18 protein-coding genes and 1 pseudogene are annotated in these 18,294 nt (G+C 35.3%); 7 read left to right on the forward strand and 12 right to left on the reverse strand.

Features of this window, described 5'->3' with window-relative positions:
• Window positions 1–25: 25 nt before the first annotated feature.
• Both FJQ98_RS14625 and FJQ98_RS14630 read right to left on the reverse strand, forming a co-directional pair.
• Window positions 26–844: an alpha/beta fold hydrolase gene (locus FJQ98_RS14625; protein WP_053594904.1), complete on the reverse strand. Its 819-nt coding sequence runs from the start codon at window positions 842–844 to the stop codon at window positions 26–28.
• A gap of 11 nt (window positions 845–855) precedes the next feature.
• Window positions 856–1,329 (reverse strand): GbsR/MarR family transcriptional regulator, encoded by a 474-nt coding sequence (locus FJQ98_RS14630; RefSeq protein ID WP_053594903.1) that lies wholly within the window; start codon window positions 1,327–1,329, stop codon window positions 856–858.
• A 217-nt stretch (window positions 1,330–1,546) separates the two neighbouring features.
• Between FJQ98_RS14630 and FJQ98_RS14635 the strand changes: the two genes are divergently transcribed.
• Both FJQ98_RS14635 and FJQ98_RS14640 read left to right on the forward strand, forming a co-directional pair.
• Window positions 1,547–3,070, forward strand: a complete 1,524-nt coding sequence (locus FJQ98_RS14635; protein WP_053594902.1) for a DHA2 family efflux MFS transporter permease subunit — start codon at window positions 1,547–1,549, stop codon at window positions 3,068–3,070.
• 5 nt (window positions 3,071–3,075) lie between these two features.
• On the forward strand, window positions 3,076–3,675 hold the full coding sequence (locus FJQ98_RS14640) for an acyl-CoA-like ligand-binding transcription factor (RefSeq protein WP_053594901.1): 600 nt from the start codon (window positions 3,076–3,078) through the stop codon (window positions 3,673–3,675).
• Between the two features lie 202 nt (window positions 3,676–3,877).
• On the opposite strand, the gene FJQ98_RS14645 is transcribed toward FJQ98_RS14640, so the two are convergent.
• Window positions 3,878–4,435 carry a cysteine hydrolase family protein gene (locus FJQ98_RS14645; RefSeq protein ID WP_053594900.1) on the reverse strand — a complete coding sequence of 186 codons (558 nt, stop codon included), beginning with the start codon at window positions 4,433–4,435 and terminating at the stop codon, window positions 3,878–3,880.
• A 188-nt stretch (window positions 4,436–4,623) separates the two neighbouring features.
• On the reverse strand, window positions 4,624–5,430 hold the full coding sequence (locus tag FJQ98_RS14650) for an aminoglycoside adenylyltransferase domain-containing protein (protein WP_053594899.1): 807 nt from the start codon (window positions 5,428–5,430) through the stop codon (window positions 4,624–4,626).
• A gap of 331 nt (window positions 5,431–5,761) precedes the next feature.
• On the opposite strand from FJQ98_RS14650, the gene FJQ98_RS14655 reads away from it, so the two are divergent.
• From FJQ98_RS14655 to FJQ98_RS14665, 3 genes and pseudogenes are all read left to right on the forward strand, one after another.
• Window positions 5,762–6,448, forward strand: a complete 687-nt coding sequence (locus FJQ98_RS14655) for a DUF421 domain-containing protein (RefSeq protein WP_053594898.1) — start codon at window positions 5,762–5,764, stop codon at window positions 6,446–6,448.
• Between the two features lie 147 nt (window positions 6,449–6,595).
• Window positions 6,596–7,533: pseudogene (locus FJQ98_RS14660) on the forward strand (class I SAM-dependent methyltransferase).
• Entirely contained in the window at window positions 7,530–7,883 is a 354-nt protein-coding gene (locus FJQ98_RS14665; protein WP_053594897.1) for a cupin domain-containing protein, read from the forward strand. The pseudogene FJQ98_RS14660 and the gene FJQ98_RS14665 overlap by 4 nt, the downstream one beginning before the upstream one ends.
• 448 nt (window positions 7,884–8,331) lie before the next feature.
• On the opposite strand, the gene FJQ98_RS14670 is transcribed toward FJQ98_RS14665, so the two are convergent.
• From FJQ98_RS14670 to FJQ98_RS14690, 5 genes are all read right to left on the reverse strand, one after another.
• A complete protein-coding gene (locus FJQ98_RS14670; protein ID WP_053594896.1) occupies window positions 8,332–8,751 on the reverse strand; it encodes a VOC family protein in 420 nt (139 codons plus the stop codon).
• 162 nt (window positions 8,752–8,913) lie between these two features.
• Complete coding sequence (locus tag FJQ98_RS14675; protein WP_053594895.1) at window positions 8,914–9,624, reverse strand: ABC transporter permease; 711 nt, start codon at window positions 9,622–9,624, stop codon at window positions 8,914–8,916.
• 11 nt (window positions 9,625–9,635) lie between these two features.
• Window positions 9,636–10,331 carry an ABC transporter ATP-binding protein gene (locus FJQ98_RS14680; RefSeq protein WP_053594894.1) on the reverse strand — a complete coding sequence of 232 codons (696 nt, stop codon included), beginning with the start codon at window positions 10,329–10,331 and terminating at the stop codon, window positions 9,636–9,638.
• A gap of 63 nt (window positions 10,332–10,394) precedes the next feature.
• The gene (locus FJQ98_RS14685) at window positions 10,395–10,943 is read right to left on the reverse strand and encodes a PadR family transcriptional regulator (protein WP_053594893.1); all 549 of its coding nucleotides are present in this window, start codon (window positions 10,941–10,943) and stop codon (window positions 10,395–10,397) included.
• A 247-nt stretch (window positions 10,944–11,190) separates the two neighbouring features.
• Complete coding sequence (locus FJQ98_RS14690) at window positions 11,191–12,036, reverse strand: MBL fold metallo-hydrolase (RefSeq protein ID WP_053594892.1); 846 nt, start codon at window positions 12,034–12,036, stop codon at window positions 11,191–11,193.
• A gap of 509 nt (window positions 12,037–12,545) precedes the next feature.
• Between FJQ98_RS14690 and FJQ98_RS14695 the strand changes: the two genes are divergently transcribed.
• Entirely contained in the window at window positions 12,546–13,313 is a 768-nt protein-coding gene (locus FJQ98_RS14695; protein WP_053594891.1) for a DUF1266 domain-containing protein, read from the forward strand.
• A 116-nt stretch (window positions 13,314–13,429) separates the two neighbouring features.
• On the opposite strand, the gene FJQ98_RS14700 is transcribed toward FJQ98_RS14695, so the two are convergent.
• The 3 genes from FJQ98_RS14700 to FJQ98_RS14710 form a co-directional block, all read right to left on the reverse strand.
• Window positions 13,430–14,188 (reverse strand): class I SAM-dependent methyltransferase, encoded by a 759-nt coding sequence (locus FJQ98_RS14700; RefSeq protein ID WP_053594890.1) that lies wholly within the window; start codon window positions 14,186–14,188, stop codon window positions 13,430–13,432.
• 903 nt (window positions 14,189–15,091) lie between these two features.
• Window positions 15,092–15,613, reverse strand: a complete 522-nt coding sequence (locus tag FJQ98_RS14705) for a GNAT family N-acetyltransferase (protein WP_053594889.1) — start codon at window positions 15,611–15,613, stop codon at window positions 15,092–15,094.
• A gap of 510 nt (window positions 15,614–16,123) precedes the next feature.
• Window positions 16,124–17,629, reverse strand: coding sequence for a hypothetical protein (locus FJQ98_RS14710; protein ID WP_201406473.1), 1,506 nt, complete (start codon window positions 17,627–17,629; stop codon window positions 16,124–16,126).
• Window positions 17,630–17,944: 315 nt separating this feature from the next.
• Here FJQ98_RS14710 and FJQ98_RS26840 point away from each other — a divergent pair, with 315 nt between their 5' ends.
• Window positions 17,945–18,055: a hypothetical protein gene (locus FJQ98_RS26840; RefSeq protein WP_241774511.1), complete on the forward strand. Its 111-nt coding sequence runs from the start codon at window positions 17,945–17,947 to the stop codon at window positions 18,053–18,055.
• Window positions 18,056–18,294 lie beyond the last annotated feature (239 nt).

The raw sequence follows: 18,294 nt of genomic DNA on the forward strand, positions 1-18,294 counted from the left end.
ACTATCTCACCTTTCCATTTACAATTTATTTACTAATAATAGTTACATCCTTATATTGCTTCAAAGGCTTATCCTCTAGGAAATCGATAATCATTTCATTAAAAATATCTCGGCGCATCGTACTTAATGGATCGAATGCATCTTTGAATAATGCTAGTTTTGCATTTTGAATATGGTTAAAAATAGTTCGAGATCCTTTCCCTTCATCAACTCCCGTAATAACTTTTCCTTCGCCACCCATTACAAGCGTAGGTGACTTTATCTGATGCAATTGATCAGTATGAGTTGGAAATGGTGCTCTTTTCATTGCAAGCAGCATCTTCTTATCAATCGAAAAAGACTCTCTTAATATCCGTTGAGTATAAGGATCCTCCTTATAAAATTTCATCATAATATTAATAATTATACTGTATGGAAGTAGACTAAATATAAAATTTGAGATCGACAGTACCCAGCTCGCCGCGATTGTGGGCATCTCACTATAACTATTAGAGACTACGAGTTTATCTACGTATGTGGGATATTTTATTGCAAGCAAAGTAGCCAATTGACCGCCCTGAGACACACCGACGACATGAATTTTGCTAATTTCAAGTACGTCTAAAAAACATTTTATATCCTCCACAATAATATGATGATCATATTTATTATTCGGGAATTCCTTTGTCGTATCACCATGTCCTCTATAATCAGGCATAAGCATTTGATAGTGTGAGGAAAATGCTTTAAATTGAGGCTCCCACATTTTCCATGATGCTCCGCTGCCGTGTAAAAATAATATGGGCGTTCCTTGACCTTTAATTTTGTAATGGATTGTGATACTGTTCGCATTAACTTTTGGCATAAAGTCTCCCCCTACTTTGTATTACTACCCTTTCTCTTTTCCCACTGAACTAAAATTTGCTCTGTCTGTTGGATCACAAATTCAAAAAACTCGATACTTTCATCGATTGTTAATACAGCTTGCTCCTCAAGAACTAAATTTTTTGCTCTACGCAAATATTGTGCTATCATCGCACCTTGGGCAATGCTCGTATGCAAAGTTGATGTCCATGCGTCTGAATGCAACTTATAAAAATCTCGCTTGCTACCAGGAATCCCTACTTTACGAAATAAAGAAATCTGAACACCTTGTCGAACGGACAATGATGCCATACCTTTGCTTATTTGCAGGTCATTCACCATGTCGTCAAGTGATTTGGGAGCACCTGATATCAACAAATATCCCCATATCTTACCTAGTGACCTTGCACCACCTGTTGACTCAATATAAGTTCCAAAATCCTCTATTAATACCTTTTGCTCGTCGTTTAATAGTATGTTTTTCATAGTACACCTCTTTTAGTTTAGTGCGTTTAATACATATTAAACACATTGAATATAATTTGCAAATTATATGTAGACATTACAAATAATCCAATCAACATATAACTGAATGTTCAATAAAGTGATAGTAACTGTCATTTGACATTAACTCTCAATCAGCATATACTGTCATTAATTACCTTGTGTTACTCTACAAAACTTTGAAAGGTGGTAAATATTTTTGAACACTCAAGGAAATCACAGATGGTTGGTCCAGATTGCTCTTGCAATCGGTCTGCTTGCGGTCGGTTTAGATCTAACAATTCTCAATTTAGCACTCCCTACTCTTGCAATCGATTTACATGCTACCAATAGAGATCTTCAATGGTTTGCGGATGCCTATACGCTTGTCTTCGCTGCAGCTCTCCTTCCTGCCGGACTGCTTGGCGACCGATTTGGACGCAAAAAAGTACTTATTTTCGGATTGATTTTGTTTGGCGTTGCTTCTTTAGCATGTGCCTATGCCAGTACAGCAGTGGAATTAATTGTTGGTCGTGTATTTCTTGGTCTTGGTGCAGCATTTCTTGTTCCGCTATCCATGTCTATTATTCCAGTATTATTTACAGAAGATGAACGGCCTAAGGCGATTGGCATTTGGGTGATGTCTAATGCAATTGGCATTCCACTGGGCCCAATCGTAGGTGGATGGCTCCTTAACAACTATTCGTGGGGTTCAGTGTTTTTTATCAATGTTCCGCTTATTCTTATAGCTTTATTCGCTGTCTTTGTATTACTCCCTGAATCACAAAGTGTTGTAAAGCCAAGAGTAGATTTCATTGGTGTTTTATCATCAAGCCTTGGTTTAGTCGGTATAACCTACGGGGTAATCGAAGTTGGAGAGAAAGGTTGGGATGACATTACAGCAGTTGCTACAATCGTTATTGGGGTACTGCTTCTTGTAGTTTTTGTATTTTGGGAACAACGCACTAAACATCCGCTTGTTGATCCTTTCTTATTTCGATCTTCAAGCTTCACCTGGGGTTCAATTATGGCTACAATAGTTTCTTTTCTCATGTTCGGCTTATTGTTCGTGATGCCGCAATATTTTCAGGCAGTTAAAGGAGCAGATGCATTAGGTGCGGGTCTGCGTTTATTACCTCTTGTAGGCGGCCTTCTAGTTGGATCACAAATATCTGATAAACTCCAGCGACGAATCGGCGGAAAAATAACCATTGCGCTTGGTTTCTTGCTACTAGCTCTTGCTTTTATGTTCGGAGCTAATACAAATATCGGCAATGGCTATGGATATACTTCTTTATGGATAACTATTGTTGGGCTTGGTATCGGATTTGTGCTTCCAGCATCGATGGACGTGGCCATGTCGGCACTTACAGCAGAACGGAGTGGTGTAGGTTCAGCGCTAATTATGGCAATGCGTAATATTGGAGGGACGATGGGTGTAGCGATCTTAGGTACTATACTTAGCAGTAAATATCGTGATAAACTGGATTTGAATGAATTTCCAAGTAGTGTTGCAAAGTCTGTGCAAAGAAGCATAACGGCAGGTACTCAAGCTGCAAGTCAATTGAACTCCACACAACTGCTTAAATCTGTTCATTCCGCTTTCATTTACGGAATGGACGTCATACTGTATGTGTGCGGGGGCGTTGCCACTCTTGGAATCGTATTAACATTGGCTTTTTTAAAACTTAGAGTAAGTGAAAACAAAAAATTGGAGTTTAAGCAAAATACCAGTGGGAAGTGAAGAAAATGAAAGCAAATAACGAACGGGTTATTGGATTACGAGAACGAAAAAAAGCAAAAACTATGGCAGCGATTCAAATGCATGCGCTTAGACTTTTTCGCGAAATTGGCTATCATTCAACGACAGTAGAGCAAATTGCCGAGGCTGCAGAGATCTCTCCCAGCACTTTTTTCCGCTATTTCCCAGCAAAAGAGGATGTACTGCTCACTGACAACTATGACCCTTTACTAATTGCCTCATTTGAAGAGCAGCCAGCAAATATAACTACTCTACAGGCTTTTCGCAATGCAGTAATCTCAGCAATGAGCAATATATCTGTCGATGAGCTAGCTACTGTTCGTGAACGAAACATGCTCATCGTAACTGTCCCAGAGCTGCGAGGGGCAGCCTTGAATAACCTGACACAAACGATGCAGATGATTGCAGAAATGGTAGCGGAACGTATCGGTAGAAAGTCTGATGATTTAGAAGTACGTACTTTTGTTGGGGCCGTAACTGGTGTGAACATTTCAATGATGTTTTACTATGCGGAAAATCCTGAAATTGATTTTGCTCGATTGCTAGATGAAGCCTTGTCCAAATTAGAGGGTGGCTTTTCATTGTGACCTGTTCGTAAATCCAGTTCTGGTTCAAGTTGATAAAACAGGTGATGAAAATGAGAATATTTTCATCACCTGTTTTTAATGTAGTGAACCAAAAAAATACTATTTCGCCATTTGATATGGTTCAGTTTATTCAGTAGCCACCTTATAAAGAATGCCACCAAAAGTAAAAGACACTCATCATATTAAGCCCTTTAACATTTTTTTATCTATACGTATCATGTGTAGGTTGGTACAAGTCTTCTTCAGAATTTCTAACAATAGAAAAATGTTCGACATTATAATGACCATGAAGTGTATGATTATGATGCTTGATAATTTGTTCTGCACTTAAAACATCACTGTCCGCTGTTGAATGACCATCACCAACTAACGTGACATCCAAACCATTAATAGTTGCTGTTCTTACTGCACTATCGATACAGTGTTGCGTTGAACATCCCATCACAACAACATGTTTAATCTCTTGAGATTGTAAATGATTTAGCAGTTCAGTCCCATGGAAACAATTCGATGCTTTTTTATCGAAAATCTTAGCTTCATTAGGTACATTAATGCCATTATGAATATAGAACCCTTCCCCTTTACCTTCAGCAACATCGAGATCCCTTACAAACACCACTGGAATATTGGATTTCCTTGCTTTGCCAATGACTAAATTAATATTTTTAATAAGCTTTTCCTTATTAAAAACAGCACTTTCTTTCTCGCTGCCATCCATTAAGTCTTGCTGAGCATCAATAATAAGTAATGCTTGATTCAAATAATTTTTCCCCTTCAATTTGAAGAAACGCTATATAATATTTTAGTTAGACGGTTTCCCCTTTTTGTTTATCACGCTAACATAGTTTTTAATCATAATATCTACCCCCTAAATGAAATTGTCATTTAAGACTAATTAATTCTATCATATTTTCCCATAAACGGTAGCAGATGAAATGAAACAATTCACTAATTTTTAATACTATTACAATCTTTAAGTATATAATCCATACATTGAATAGTGGCATCAATGCGTTGTTTTTTTGAATTACAATAGCGTATATTGGAACCTTCTCGAATACTGATGGCTTCGGTAATAATATTGTGAAATTCTTCGGGTAAATGATGTAATGCATATTTACAAGCATCTACTTTTGAAACAATATCGTGTTCTTGCAGTGTGTAAAATTGCCGTAAAATCCCTGTTATTGACCACTCTACTTCTAAATCAACTAATTTATTTGGTATCAAAAATGCTTTATATTTTTTAATTTTTTTCAATCTACTTGACCAATAACTGTTCATATTTTCTAAAACATAATCATCAAGCACTCTTTCATCTACACTGAAGTTATATGTAGCTACATCTGCCCCTAAAATGGTAATCCCTTTGTTTTTTAAAATCCACCAAGTAATTGGGTTAATATTATCATTACCCCAATTTGCTTTGCCTTCGTTGACGTTTAAGCAACCATTTACCTCACACTGTTTCTTTCCAATATCCTCAACAAGTAAATAACATCCATCCATCCCTGTATCCTTGTATTTTCGATTTAATTCTTTGTGAAGAGCGGATATTACTCCCACATCTTCATCAGTTAATGGTCTATTGACAACTGCAATAAAATCGATATCACTAGATCCGTTTATGTAAGCGTTAAGAGCAATTGAGCCATGTAAATAGAACCCTTCAAGCGTATTCGGTATTTTATTTTGAAATAGGGTTATATATTCATTTAGAATTTTTCGAACTTGAATAGGAACTCTAGAATCCATAAAAACTCTCCTTTTAACCAAATAATACTTATATTACCAAAGAACCGACTATTTTTTCCATTATTGATAATAATGATTTCATTGCAATTTAGATCTTCATCATAATGTAGGGTTGATTTCCGTTTCGCCTGGGCACTTTCCTGGGGGGCGTTCAGGCGGAACGAAGATCAACTTATTACATGGTATACGTTTCTTCTAATAATGTTCTGTCTGATTCAGTTTATTTTTATAAAACTTAGTTAAACTAATCAATTCGGATTCTGCGCTGTTATTGTAGTATCTTTTAAAAATTCATTGGGTATTCTAGGGGTTAGATAAGGAGTGGGAGAATTTGTACACAAGTTATTTACAAGTAGTTGTTCAAACGATTATTAGTTTTTTTGTTCTTCTGACACTTACGAGGTTTTTAGGTAAAAAACAACTTAGTCACTTAACCTTCTTTAACTACGTAACTGGTATTACAATTGGCTCAATGGCAGCCAATATGGTAGTTTTAAAAACAATTGTATACACAAAATTTTTAGTAAGCTTAATTGTTTGGTGTGTGCTTACTACTTTAATTAGTTACATCGCACTAAAATCCGGAAAAGCAAGAACATTACTTGATGGACAACCGACAATCGTTATTAAAAAAGGAAAAATAGATAGAAAAGCTTTAGCAAACACTAAAATTAATATTGATGATCTAACAATGATGATTAGACAATATCAAGTTTTTTCAATTACAGAAATTGACTATGCTATTTTAGAACCGAATGGCATGCTTAGTATTCTGAAAAAGCCTGAATTTCAAAGCACCCAAAAGATTGATTTAAACATCTATCCTTCATCTCCGGCTTTTATCCCTATTGAAATCATCACTGATGGGAAGCTAATGAAACGAAATTTATTAGAAGTTGGAAAAAGTAAAGAATGGTTAGATAACGAATTAAAAAAGGCAAATATACAATCAATCGAAGAAGTTTTCTATGCAGAAATTCAACCGAACGGTAAAATATTTATCCAAAAATTTGATTAAGGAGATTTCAATATCTAGTTGCTTTTTGGTACTTATAACTTGACAAAAAAAGTTATTTATGAAATAAATTACTTTTACAGAATTTATTTGTACATTAGGATTCTCCTGGCCAGGGGAATCCTATTTTTTTTGAAGGAGTGTATTTGCATGAACAAAGGTGAATCTAGTTTAACTTCATTAATCTCAGCTTTTAGTAGAGCATATCATAGTCAATTCGATACCCCTAAAATTTTTGATGACTATCTAGCAAAAGCGATAATCACACAAAATGAGTTCCATGACATTCAAACAAATATGGTTCAAGGTATCCAGTTTTTTAACAAAGAAATCGCAGTAAAACTAAATGGACAAACTGAAGAGCTATTAAAATGGATTGTGCAAACTCAACTCTCCCCTACCACCTTGGCACGTGCAGCATATTATGAAAAAGTTTTACTGAATGAAGTTTTGCTAGGTTTACAGCAATACGTCGTACTCGGAGCAGGGTTAGATACATTTAGCTTAAGACACCCGGAACTTGAAAACATTTTGGAAATCTTTGAAATTGATCACCCTGCAACACAGGAATTTAAAAAGAGAAGATTAGCTGAAGTTAATTTAAAGCTTCCAAGTAATGTACATTTCGTTTCGATGGCTTTCACAAAAAAGTTTTCATATCAAAATCTAATGGATAGCGGCTTGACATTAAAAAAACTTACTTTAGTTTACTAGGTGTTTCCTATTATTTAACGAAAGTTGAAACTTCAAGTTTAATTGATCATTTGTTTGCCAATGCACCAACAGGAAGTTCGATAGTGTTGGACTATGCAGATGAAAAACTATTTAAAGAACAAGGAATTTCAAACCGAGTAGATAACATGGTGAAAATGGCTGCAGCAAGTGGTGAACCGATGAAATCGTGTTTTACTTATAAAGAAATGGAAAAAATGTTAGAAAACTCAGGCCTGCTTATTTATGAACATCTGTCACCAGATAAAATTAATGAACTTTATTTTAACAATCGAAAAGATTATCTAACAGCTTTTGAAACGATTCATTACGTTCATGCTGTAAAAAAATTATTTAAGTTTGGAGGAATTACATGAAACTTTATCAATTGTCTAAAGAGAATGGTAAAAATATAACACAGTTTGAGTCAAACTTTATTATGTCTCGCATTATTAACACGGAAGCATCAGCTAGTATCGGGTGCATGTATTTAGAAGAAAACGGTGTTATTGGCTATCATCAAGCGGTGGTTCCCCAGCTACTCTTAATTTTAGAAGGCAAAGGATATGTAAGAAATGAACAGGAGCAATATTATCAAGTCCAACCTGGAGACGCAGTTTTTTGGGAAAAGGATGAATGGCATGAAACTAAAACGGATAAAGGATTAACTGGTATCGTGATAGAATCTGAACAATTAAATCCCGCAGCTTTTATGCCTTTAAAATAACCTACTAATATTATCAATTATGCCTCGGCATAATTGCGTCCGGAATCGGTTTTGTGCTTGCACAAAGAACTCCTTTCCGATTCCGTGACATCCGCCGGAGGCTTTAACTTCTTTCAGCGACCCGCTGAAAGAAGTTAAACTATTTCTCAGGCAATTAACTATGCAAGAATAACATCGTATCATATCTTAGTAATGTAAGATTGGTTTAGTCTTACACCTCCGAAGCTTTGTTACTAAGGGTCACTTATAAGATTAAGTGGCCCTCTCTAAATTTTCTGTTCAAGAAATAGTGTTTCTATATAGTTAATTGACAATTTCTAGAGTATTTCCATTCGATCATATCAGATAAAATTTCGTCTCTCCTTCTATATAATTCACCGACTTCAAAATAATTTTCTGGGAAATTTAGTGAAATCGGAATAAATATTACTTCTATTTCAAAATTGGTTTACTCTTCACCCTTATATTTCTCTTTAAATGTAGGACTCAGCTCACTCCACACATCAAATTTATTTCCGTCTAAATCGTAAAAAACAAAATTTCTACCCGCATGCCCCCTATTTTCAACTTCTCCAACATTAATTCCTTTATCTCTAAAAATTTTATGAATAGTCTCTAATGCACTTAATCCATCAACCTCAAAGGTAATCGAAAAATGTTCTTTACCATAGCAATCAATGAAATTTGAGCTTTGATTGTTCATTGATCTAACAAGAAAAAAACTTTGATTGGCAAAATTAAGAATAGCCTTATCACTATCTTGATAATTACATTTTGCACCCAATTTACTTACATACCACTCACATGATTGCTCTACATTGCTGACTGGAATATACGTAGTTCCTATTCTAATTAACGTTTCACTCATCCAATCACCCTCCCCAATGATTTATTCCATTTTCAGCTTTTATATCCCTTCCAGCCAGTTCCATAATTTCAAGCAAAGATATAATAACTACACTTTGACGCTCCCCACTGTCTAAATGACAAGACTCAAATTGGTGTTCTGGTCATTTCATTTTTTTCGCAATTATTGGTCACTATACTTGAATATTTTTAACGAAATGATAAGTGTCAAAGCTAGGCATCCCAATAAAAGGAGTAATGATTCTCCCCATATACTAAGATTATTTAGAAACGCGGCTTTAATTCCATTCAAAAACCATTCAAATGGATTAACTAGACTAATATATTGAATCAGGTTTGGTGCCTTTTCCATTGTAAAAAATGCATTACTACAAAGTAACATTGGTATCATCAGTACATTTGCCGTCATACTTAAATGACCTTCATTTTTCACAAGACTTGAAATAAAAAAGCTTAAAAATACAAAACTTAACGAAGCTATTAGAATAATTGGTGTCATATATAAGAGGACATTAAAAGAAAAATTTAGTTGATTGATAACGATAGAAAATAAAAGAACTATATAAGATAGGATAATCGCTACTACAGCCCATGAACTAGAAATACTGACGATATATTTCCATAATGGCATTGGTGTAGCGTGAAGTAAATTATAAACGCCTCGTTTTCTTTGTGATAACGCAATAAAAGCAGTGGTCATAAATGCATAAAAAAATACACTTACGGCAATGATTCCTTCTACATAATTTCCTGAATAGCTCGGCAAAAATAGCCTTAACGAAACAATAGCTGCAAATGGCATTAATATTGACCAAAATAGTAAATACATATCCTTTATACTGGATTTTAAATTTAATAAGAAAACAGTCCTCATTTTCTCACTCCTCACTTCGTTAATTCAAAAAATAATTCTTCTAAATTTTGAATTTGATATTGTGCCATTAAACTATCAGGTGAACCATTTGCAATTATTTTCCCGTGATGCATGATCAAAATTCTGTCAGCCACATTCATTACCTCCAACATATCGTGGGAAGAAAATAGCACGGCCACTCCACTATCTTTTAAACGTTTAATGATCTGTTGAATTTCCTTTTGCCCCCTTGGATCTAATCCTGCAGATGGTTCATCCAAAATTACTAGTTTAGGATTATGCAAAGTTGTCACGATAATTGCTAAGCGTTTTTGCTGTCCTATTGACAATTTGAGAGCAGGCGTTTTTTTTACCTGTAATAAATCAAAGGCGGCAAGTTTTTCTTCAACTTTTTTATTTGTCAGCGGAAGTCCATAGAATGCCCCAAATAATTTCACATTATCCTCTACAGAATAACCTTCGAAAAAAGGTGTTGATTGTAGCTGCGTACCCATTTCTTTTTTGTAATCAGTTGTCCAGTATTCAATTGTTCCACTGTCTTGAGGAATAATGCCAAGGAGCATACCGATAGTTGTTGTTTTCCCAGCGCCATTCGAGCCAATTAAGGCAACTACTTCACCTTCTTTAATGTCAACATTTATATGATCAACGACACACTTAGTCTTATAACTTTTCGTTAATTGACTAGCACTAATTAGCTTTCTCATATTTTCTCCCCTTGATTAACATTGTATATTCAACGTTGAACATATAGCTATTTTTTAACTCCCTCATTCGAGAGAGTTATTTTTTTTCATAATTTCAATAGCTTGATGTACAAATTTTGATTGCACTTTAACAATTTCTAGCATATTATCAAATGCTAGTTGAGTTAATGCTGGCATTTCTCCTTGCATTGCAGACAGTTTAGCCTCATAACCAGCGTTTATAACTTTTTCTTCATGTTCTAAAAATTTTTTCTGCTTTTCTAATGCTTCCACAGCCTTAGCATTTGGCAGTTTAAATGCAAACGATACACCAGAATACAAAGTTGTCGGATAAACTACAGAAGATTTTTCAAGAGCCTCGATAATCAATTCTTGCTCATGCGCTCTTCCCTTTTCAGTAATTTGATAAATCGCCTTTTGTCTATGACCTGTGGATTCAATACTAGCCACCTCTATATAGCCATCCTTTTCAAGCTTCTTTAAAGCATTGTATATAGAGCCGATTAGCACACCACCCCATTGTTCAGCGTCATTTAATTCAAGCATCACTTTAATATCATACCCAGTCATTGGTTTTAACCCCAGCATAGCAAGAACTAATAACCTTGTCATAATAATCACCTTTTTATATTCAACGTTGAGTAATTTGAATATAACGATATTTTTGTCAATAGGTTTATTAATTATTTACAGACAATATCGAAATTTTGTAAAAAACAAAATACATCACAATAACGTTTTTTATGATAGAATAAATGATATTGCGCCATCAAAGGGCGTGAACCAATTCAGGCTGTAGCAAATTTGTTTGCTACAGCTTTTCACATTTATGAAGGAAAATCGCCAAACATCAATGTATTTAATTCATGAATTTACTGTGATTAGGTAAAGCAATCTGCTCAAAGTCAGTCGCTAATTTATGCAAATTTCTAGTAAGCTCCTCCCCTTTCATTGGTAATCCATGTCCTGTAATAGCAACTGAAGGTTTTAGTGCCTCTAATTTTTTTACGGAATCCCAAGCAGCCTGCCAATCCGTCGTGAAATATCGTGGCGGTCCACTAATTTCTTTTTTTTGTAGCAACACTTTGTAAAGCGACTCTTGTTTAACCGTAACAAAGGCATCTCCAACAATTAACGCTCGATCCTCTTCGCGAAATAAAGATATATGCCCTGGCGTATGGCCAGGAGTATGAATCCAACGAAAACCATCCATATATGGAATACTCCCATTGGACGGGAGCGACTCAACGTTGTTTCCTAAGTTAATAGCTTCATTCGGGAAAATTGATGACACTTTTGCTAGTAAGCCACCATTTACAGCAGAATCAGGTTTAGGATAATTTTTTATATCCGTTAAATAAGGTAATTCTAAAGAATGAGCATAAACTGGCATACCCCAATGTTCAATTAAATCAATTATCGCCCCAACATGATCAAAGTGCCCGTGCGTCAAAATTAATGCATTCGGTCGACTATTTGATCCAAACCTCTTCTCTGCTATTGAAATAATTTCCTTTGCACTTTTTGGCATGCCTGCATCAACTAATACGAACTCTTTCTTATGAGGTTCACCGTAGAGTACGATATTAACAATTTGAATTGTATGCTGGTATATATCAGGCAATACTTCTACACCATCTCCACTCCAAATTGATGTTGCTGGAATATATTTAAAATCGCTACCATAATTCATATCTTTATGCATGGAAAACCCCTTCTTCCTTCATTGAAATTAGATAATCATATTTTTCCTTTATACAGTAAAAATATAGCAAGAAAAAAATGGATTAAAGCTCAGAACTAGCGATTCAATGATTTACTTTCTCATGCAATTCCTTCTTACTCGATAGTGATATAATAATTACCTCTTGTTCGCCAGTTACATGATTATACATATATCCCCATAGCATCTTTTGAATTTTCCATTAAACAGAACAAACCTGTCGGCATGAATCAACATTATATCCCTTTTCAAGTAAGGAATTAAGAAACGTCCAGAGCCAACTCTCGCTTCATGTCCCCTTCCTTTCAATCACTTATGCAAAAGCCTCTACGCCAATCAGCAAATGTCATCCTAACTATCAGTGATAAGCAATAAAATAGTCATATTGTAAAATGTTGTCGACAAATGTATAATTTTACTATACTTTTTTTGCTGAAAGTGATTCTGATTTAGAGTGCGCCAAATAAAAACATGGAGAGGAATGTGACAGTTTGAAGATTTTTCTAATTATTGTAGGAATTATTGTGGCAATTGTGATTTTACTTATTGTGGGTTTAATTACAGCGAGCAAGCGAATTGAGAAAAATAGTAAAAAAATGCGATTAGAAATGGAGATGGCTAACCCTTTACCGAAAGAGAAACAGCATTTGCTTGCCTACGGTGCCAATCTCGCTCTTTACCGCACTGATTCGCCACGGATACTGCCGATAGATGTAGATCATGAAACTTTGAAGGAGGTCCTTTCTTCATACTGGGACGTTAATAATCCAGAGGAGGCTGTTGAAACCCTGGAATGGCTACTTACGGAAGGGCATCGTACGAGATATGATGAGCTTCTTTTGGCATTGAAAGCTGGCCAGTCTTTTACAGAGGAGGAAGTGGGAAAATCGCAGGAATGCTATGAATCTGCCCAAGAAGCGATGATGAAGAAGCTTTCCTTTACGAAATCCGATTTTGACCAGGTGGACACTATTGCTGCCTGGGATTTTGACCGAGCTGTAAATGTTGCAAGATGGAGCTACTTAGTTGGTTATATTACCGAGGAACAGGCATGGGGATACATAGCGCGAGCAGCTGATGCCGGAAGCCATTTCTTCCAATCCTGGAAGGACTATTTTATGTCATTTGCATTTGGCCGAGCCATTGCCTACGAGGGTGACATATACGATATCCTTTGGAACGGAAAAGAATTACTGGAGGAAAAGGATTCAATCTGGAATGAATTTAGCATTCAACGATCCACAACAGTAAGCCGATAATTTAACATTGGACAAGGCTGAGAAAGCGTGCCACTTGAAGCACAAAAAATGAATTATGAAACAAAAAACCTGCTAGATATTTAGCGACTTTCTTAGCTAAAATCTAGCAGGTTTATTTATTTACGAACAGCTTCAAATGTAATTAATGAATGCTCCTTTGAAGGCTTCTTGTTATAAACATAATCAGCGGAGCAAGTAATCTCAGAAAAACCTATGCTTGTTAATATGTGCTGGAATTCTTCTATTCCGTACCATCTTAACGGAAATCTTTGTAACTCTGTATCAATTAATTTACCATTTCGCCATTTTTCATATTTTAAAACGGTTAGCGTATATTGTTCGATCCAGTTCATTTCAACGGCTTTTCTTTCTATTGCAATTCCTTCCTCTTGCGAAATTTCATAGTAGGATGAAGTAATTTCCCCTGTTTGCCAGTCTGTAGGTAAAAGCATGTCTACAATTAGACGGCCTCCAGGGATCAAATGATTATACATACATGTTAATGCATCCATCGCATCTTTAGAATTCTCGATTAAACAGAACGAACCTGTCGGCATAACAATCGCTTCATATTTTGAGTCTACTGAAAAATTGCTCAAGTTACCTTCATATAGATTTGGCTTGAATCCTCTTTCTTTACAATGTTTTCGGCATGAATCTAACATTTCAGGTGAGTAGTCGATCCCCTCAACATCATATCCATTTTCAAGTAAAGGGATTAAGAAGCGTCCAGAGCCAACTCCTGCTTCAAGTACTCTTCCCTTAGCTCCTTTTAATCGTTCAAGATAATATTCAATATCCCCACCAATAGAATATCCTACTGGTTTTGTCAAATCATAAAGTTCTGTACATAAAGGACCGTAATCACTATACATGTCAATTCCTCCGATTTCGTGCAAAAGAATCTATGATCAATTTTTCACTTAGTTCTTCCACACCTTAAATTTGTTTGATGGAAAAATAGAGCTGACTATCATGATATATCACTCATTTTCAGTAAAAGATAGTAATATTATACATTTTTAATCAACGTAACACAATATGATTATTTTATGGTTAATCTCCATAATGAGGGGTTGATTTCCGTTCCGACTGGGCGCTTTCCTGGGGCTATGCCAGTGATCATTAACTGTGAAAAAATCGAAGCCATTCGTAAAACTAATCCTTCTAGTTAATAAACATAAAAAGTTAACCTTCTAGGCTCCAATCTGGAATCAGCTTTTTTGGAATGGAATGACTTATTCTTTATGTTTTTTTCGGGCTTCTATCGCACATATATATACTAGGAAAAAGACTACATCATAACTCTTATTACCTAATTTCACCTTATAATGTATTTGTACAAATTGACCATTTCGTCAAAGGTGCATAAACACCTAATTCTTGCTGAAACCATTTATGAGATAATGAACATTAATGCATCATATCAACACGCCGAAAGAGGAATTCTATTGACTAATGGGCATAAATCAATCAACTTGCAATTGTTGGTTTGGAATAAAGTTTGATCTAAAATATCCCCAAAATCCATATTTTAAGTTAAATGATAAGAACTCGTTTTGAAAAATGATTGATCAAAACGAGTTAATTCTTTGTGAAATGCTATGCGATTTTTATAATAAAGTTTGATCATTTTCTACCTAGTAAATCGCGCCCGATTGCGGTATAAATATTATATTTTTGTTAAGACAGAGTTAACAAAATCGGTTTTTTCTTCTGGATATTTGTGTTTATTATGGGTCGAGACATCGATAGCTTACATTTCTTCCCAAGAGATCCTATTCTACTATGGATTCTGTTATTTTCCCATCTAGTTTTTTAATCGCCAACATCGAATTATCCTGAATGATGCCTGTATCTACAAAACCAAATGAAACGTATAATGTTTTAGCTTTGACATTACTTGTATGATAAAAGAGGGTTACATATTCAGCTTCCCCATATGGCATATTTTCAATATCCATCAACATTTTTTCAAAAGCAAGTTTGCCATATCCTTTCCCCTGGTGACTCTTATCAATCATAATATGCCAAATAAAATAGCTCTTCTTCCCGTAAAAAACTTCATTTTCAAATGATTCATGATCCAACGTATCATAAATATACATCAAAAATCCAACCGCAACTTCATCGGCATAAATGGCAAGGGGAGTCGCTGGTATCCCGTCTGCGTTCAACATATGAGCATCTGCAAAGCTTCTGAGGTTAGTAGTTTCTATAAAGTCTTTCTGGTTTTCTCCAACTTCAAGTGCTATTACTTCATCTATGTTATCACCGGTTATCTTTCGTAATTCAATCATTTTTTTATCTCCTCTCCTAAGACAAGCCACTTCCACACATGGCCTCAAACATTCCAAATATCATTTCCATAATTCTCAAAATAGGGTACACAAAATATTCACCAATGCTAACTCTTTTTTCCCTGTGATTTCTAATCCTTGTTCCGCAAAATGGCCCGTTTATTGAATTGTCATAATCCATCTTTTCAATGCAATTGTATCAAACCTTTTTACAAATTATCGGACTTTATTACAAATGATCAATCTTTATTTTAAATCTACAGCAATACCGTAACATGCGAATAGCTTATTTGATAGCTATTCTGACTACTCCCACAGCTAAAGCAGTGGGGATCTTATATACTTAAGAGAAGCGTTACAAAGCTCTCCACAGATGGTGTTGCCATGTCCTGTGTACAACATCTTTGATTTATCTTCTGTTCCATAAGACTTTCTTATTTACACAACCGATGTTGTGTTGGCAATAAGTTTTAACGAAGGCAGGTAGCTCTACCTACGGAGGAATACCCCTCACTTGATTTGTTGGATACCCATGCTAAGAGGGAATGTTTTCTTTACTTGTTTCAAGTCTTCTATATGTTGATCGTGTAACTCTAAAAAGGTAGTAAACGTTTTATTGCATAAGTCTTGATTAGGTTGCTGTAAATTTGTATCACTATTCATCAGTAAAAACGCACTATATAAATCTCGTTGTACGAGATGACTTCCAATTTGACTCCAACGTTGATGGAGTTTTTTCTTTTCATAACTACCCGTCACATGGTTATACTGACTGGCTCTAAAGGTTATCGTATTCACTTTCTGTATCGTTTGCTTTGTGTAACCTAATTTTTGATTAATGATTTCCACTAGCATGGCTGGGGCATGATTCCCAATGCTTTTTCCAAAACGCTTTTTGGATTGGATTTTGCCCTGTATAGTTGTTTTGGTTTCTTTTGTACGTTTTGCCAATCCTTTAAAATGCATGGTTTCGATGTACACCTCATCGCCAAGAGACAAAATTTTATTTGCTAACGCACCATGTTTTTCTTTGATGTAGGAAGCTTTCTTTCTATATAATTCTTTTACTTGTTCTTTTGTTTTTTGATAGTTTTCACTATATGTCCAACGGAGTTTGACGCCATGTTTTATAGTCCCATCCTTTTTGAAATTGTTAGGATTGGTACTTCTACGACTTCTATCCAACTTGCGTAATAAACGTCTTTTTTGTTTCTCCAATAAAGGTACTTCTGGAGCAAGTTGTTGGATGAAAACTGTTTCTTCTGAAACAATCGCAATAGTAGAAGGACCCATGTCAATACCTACTCGTTTTTGTTTTTGATAGGAATGCCGAAAGGCTCCTGTAGATGGAATTCTCTTGGCAGGAGGAATCCCATCCATCACAAGTTGTACGTAAAAAGTATGTTTTCCACGAATCACTTTTTTGACTAGACGACAGTATTTAATGGTATGAAGGGCAAGGGATTCTTTTACAAACAAATCTTGTTTGCGAATACGAACAGGAAGGATTAATCCATTCCAATAGACACTATTCTCTTTAAATCGAATGCCTGCTTTATTAGATTTCCCTTCTACAGAATGAAACATTCCGTAACGTTTAAAGTGTGCTTTGCTCCCTTTAAATAGAACATCTTGAACCGCTTTCCAGACAGTAGAGGCGATTTTCTGAGAAGTATTGCTATCTATATGTTTTTTATAGTTATGTTGATGCTTTTTAATATACGCATGCAGTTGATATTCACTTAATCCAAAAGATTGACGAATGTTATTTAATTCTTTTGCGATCTGCTTCAATTCTTTTGAATCATTCGTTTTTTTCGCTTTTTGGTAGCCACGTAATTGTTTTCGATAGTGTTTTGATTCTTGCATGAAAGTATATTGTTTTACTGCGTAAGACAAAGTTGTATTATAGAGTGTACGGGCAATTTCAAAACGTTTTAATAGGATATCCTTTTGCCATGTATCTATAAGTAACTTGAGTTCTATAATAAAACAATCTTTCTTCCATTTCGTCATTATCCGTCACTCCTTTCTTTTTTTGATTATTCACAATATACAATATAAACATATGTTCTATAAAGAAAAAGCACTTCATTCCTCCCGCCTCTGAAGAAGGGGGCTTCCTGAAGCTCAATTCTGTGATCACCATGTTTTTAGGCCTAGCTTTTAGAAAATGGAGTCTTCTACTTCCGTCATTTGTAGCGCAGAACGCAGGAGACATGCTATGGGCTATGATGATCTATTTCGGATTTCGATTGTTGCTAGTGCGTAAGAGCATCTTCACAGTCATTTTGTTCAGTTTTGTTTAGCTTCGGCATTGAATTTAGCCCGTTGTATCAGGAAGACTGGAATAATCAGATTCGCGAGACATCACTCGGGGCTTTAATATTTGACAAGGGTTTTCTAGTAGAAGATTTGATTCGATCTCGCCCCTCTAGTTAAAAATTATAGTTGATTACCGTGAAATACTTTTACTATTAAATCACGTTCTGGTACCTGTAATTTATGATACGATTCTAAAAAAGAAGTTTTATCACAAGTTGATTTTTCCAGTTTAATCCCAATTTCTTCTTTCGAAAATGCTATAATTGCATAAGGTGCAGTTGATTGTTACAACCAAGGGAACTAGGATTCAAGTATATCGTTTTATTCCCTATAAAATAATGCAGGGGATGATGGTG

This window comes from Lysinibacillus agricola, from assembly GCF_016638705.1.
In the GTDB taxonomy this organism is placed as follows: Bacteria; Bacillota; Bacilli; order Bacillales_A; family Planococcaceae; genus Lysinibacillus; species Lysinibacillus agricola.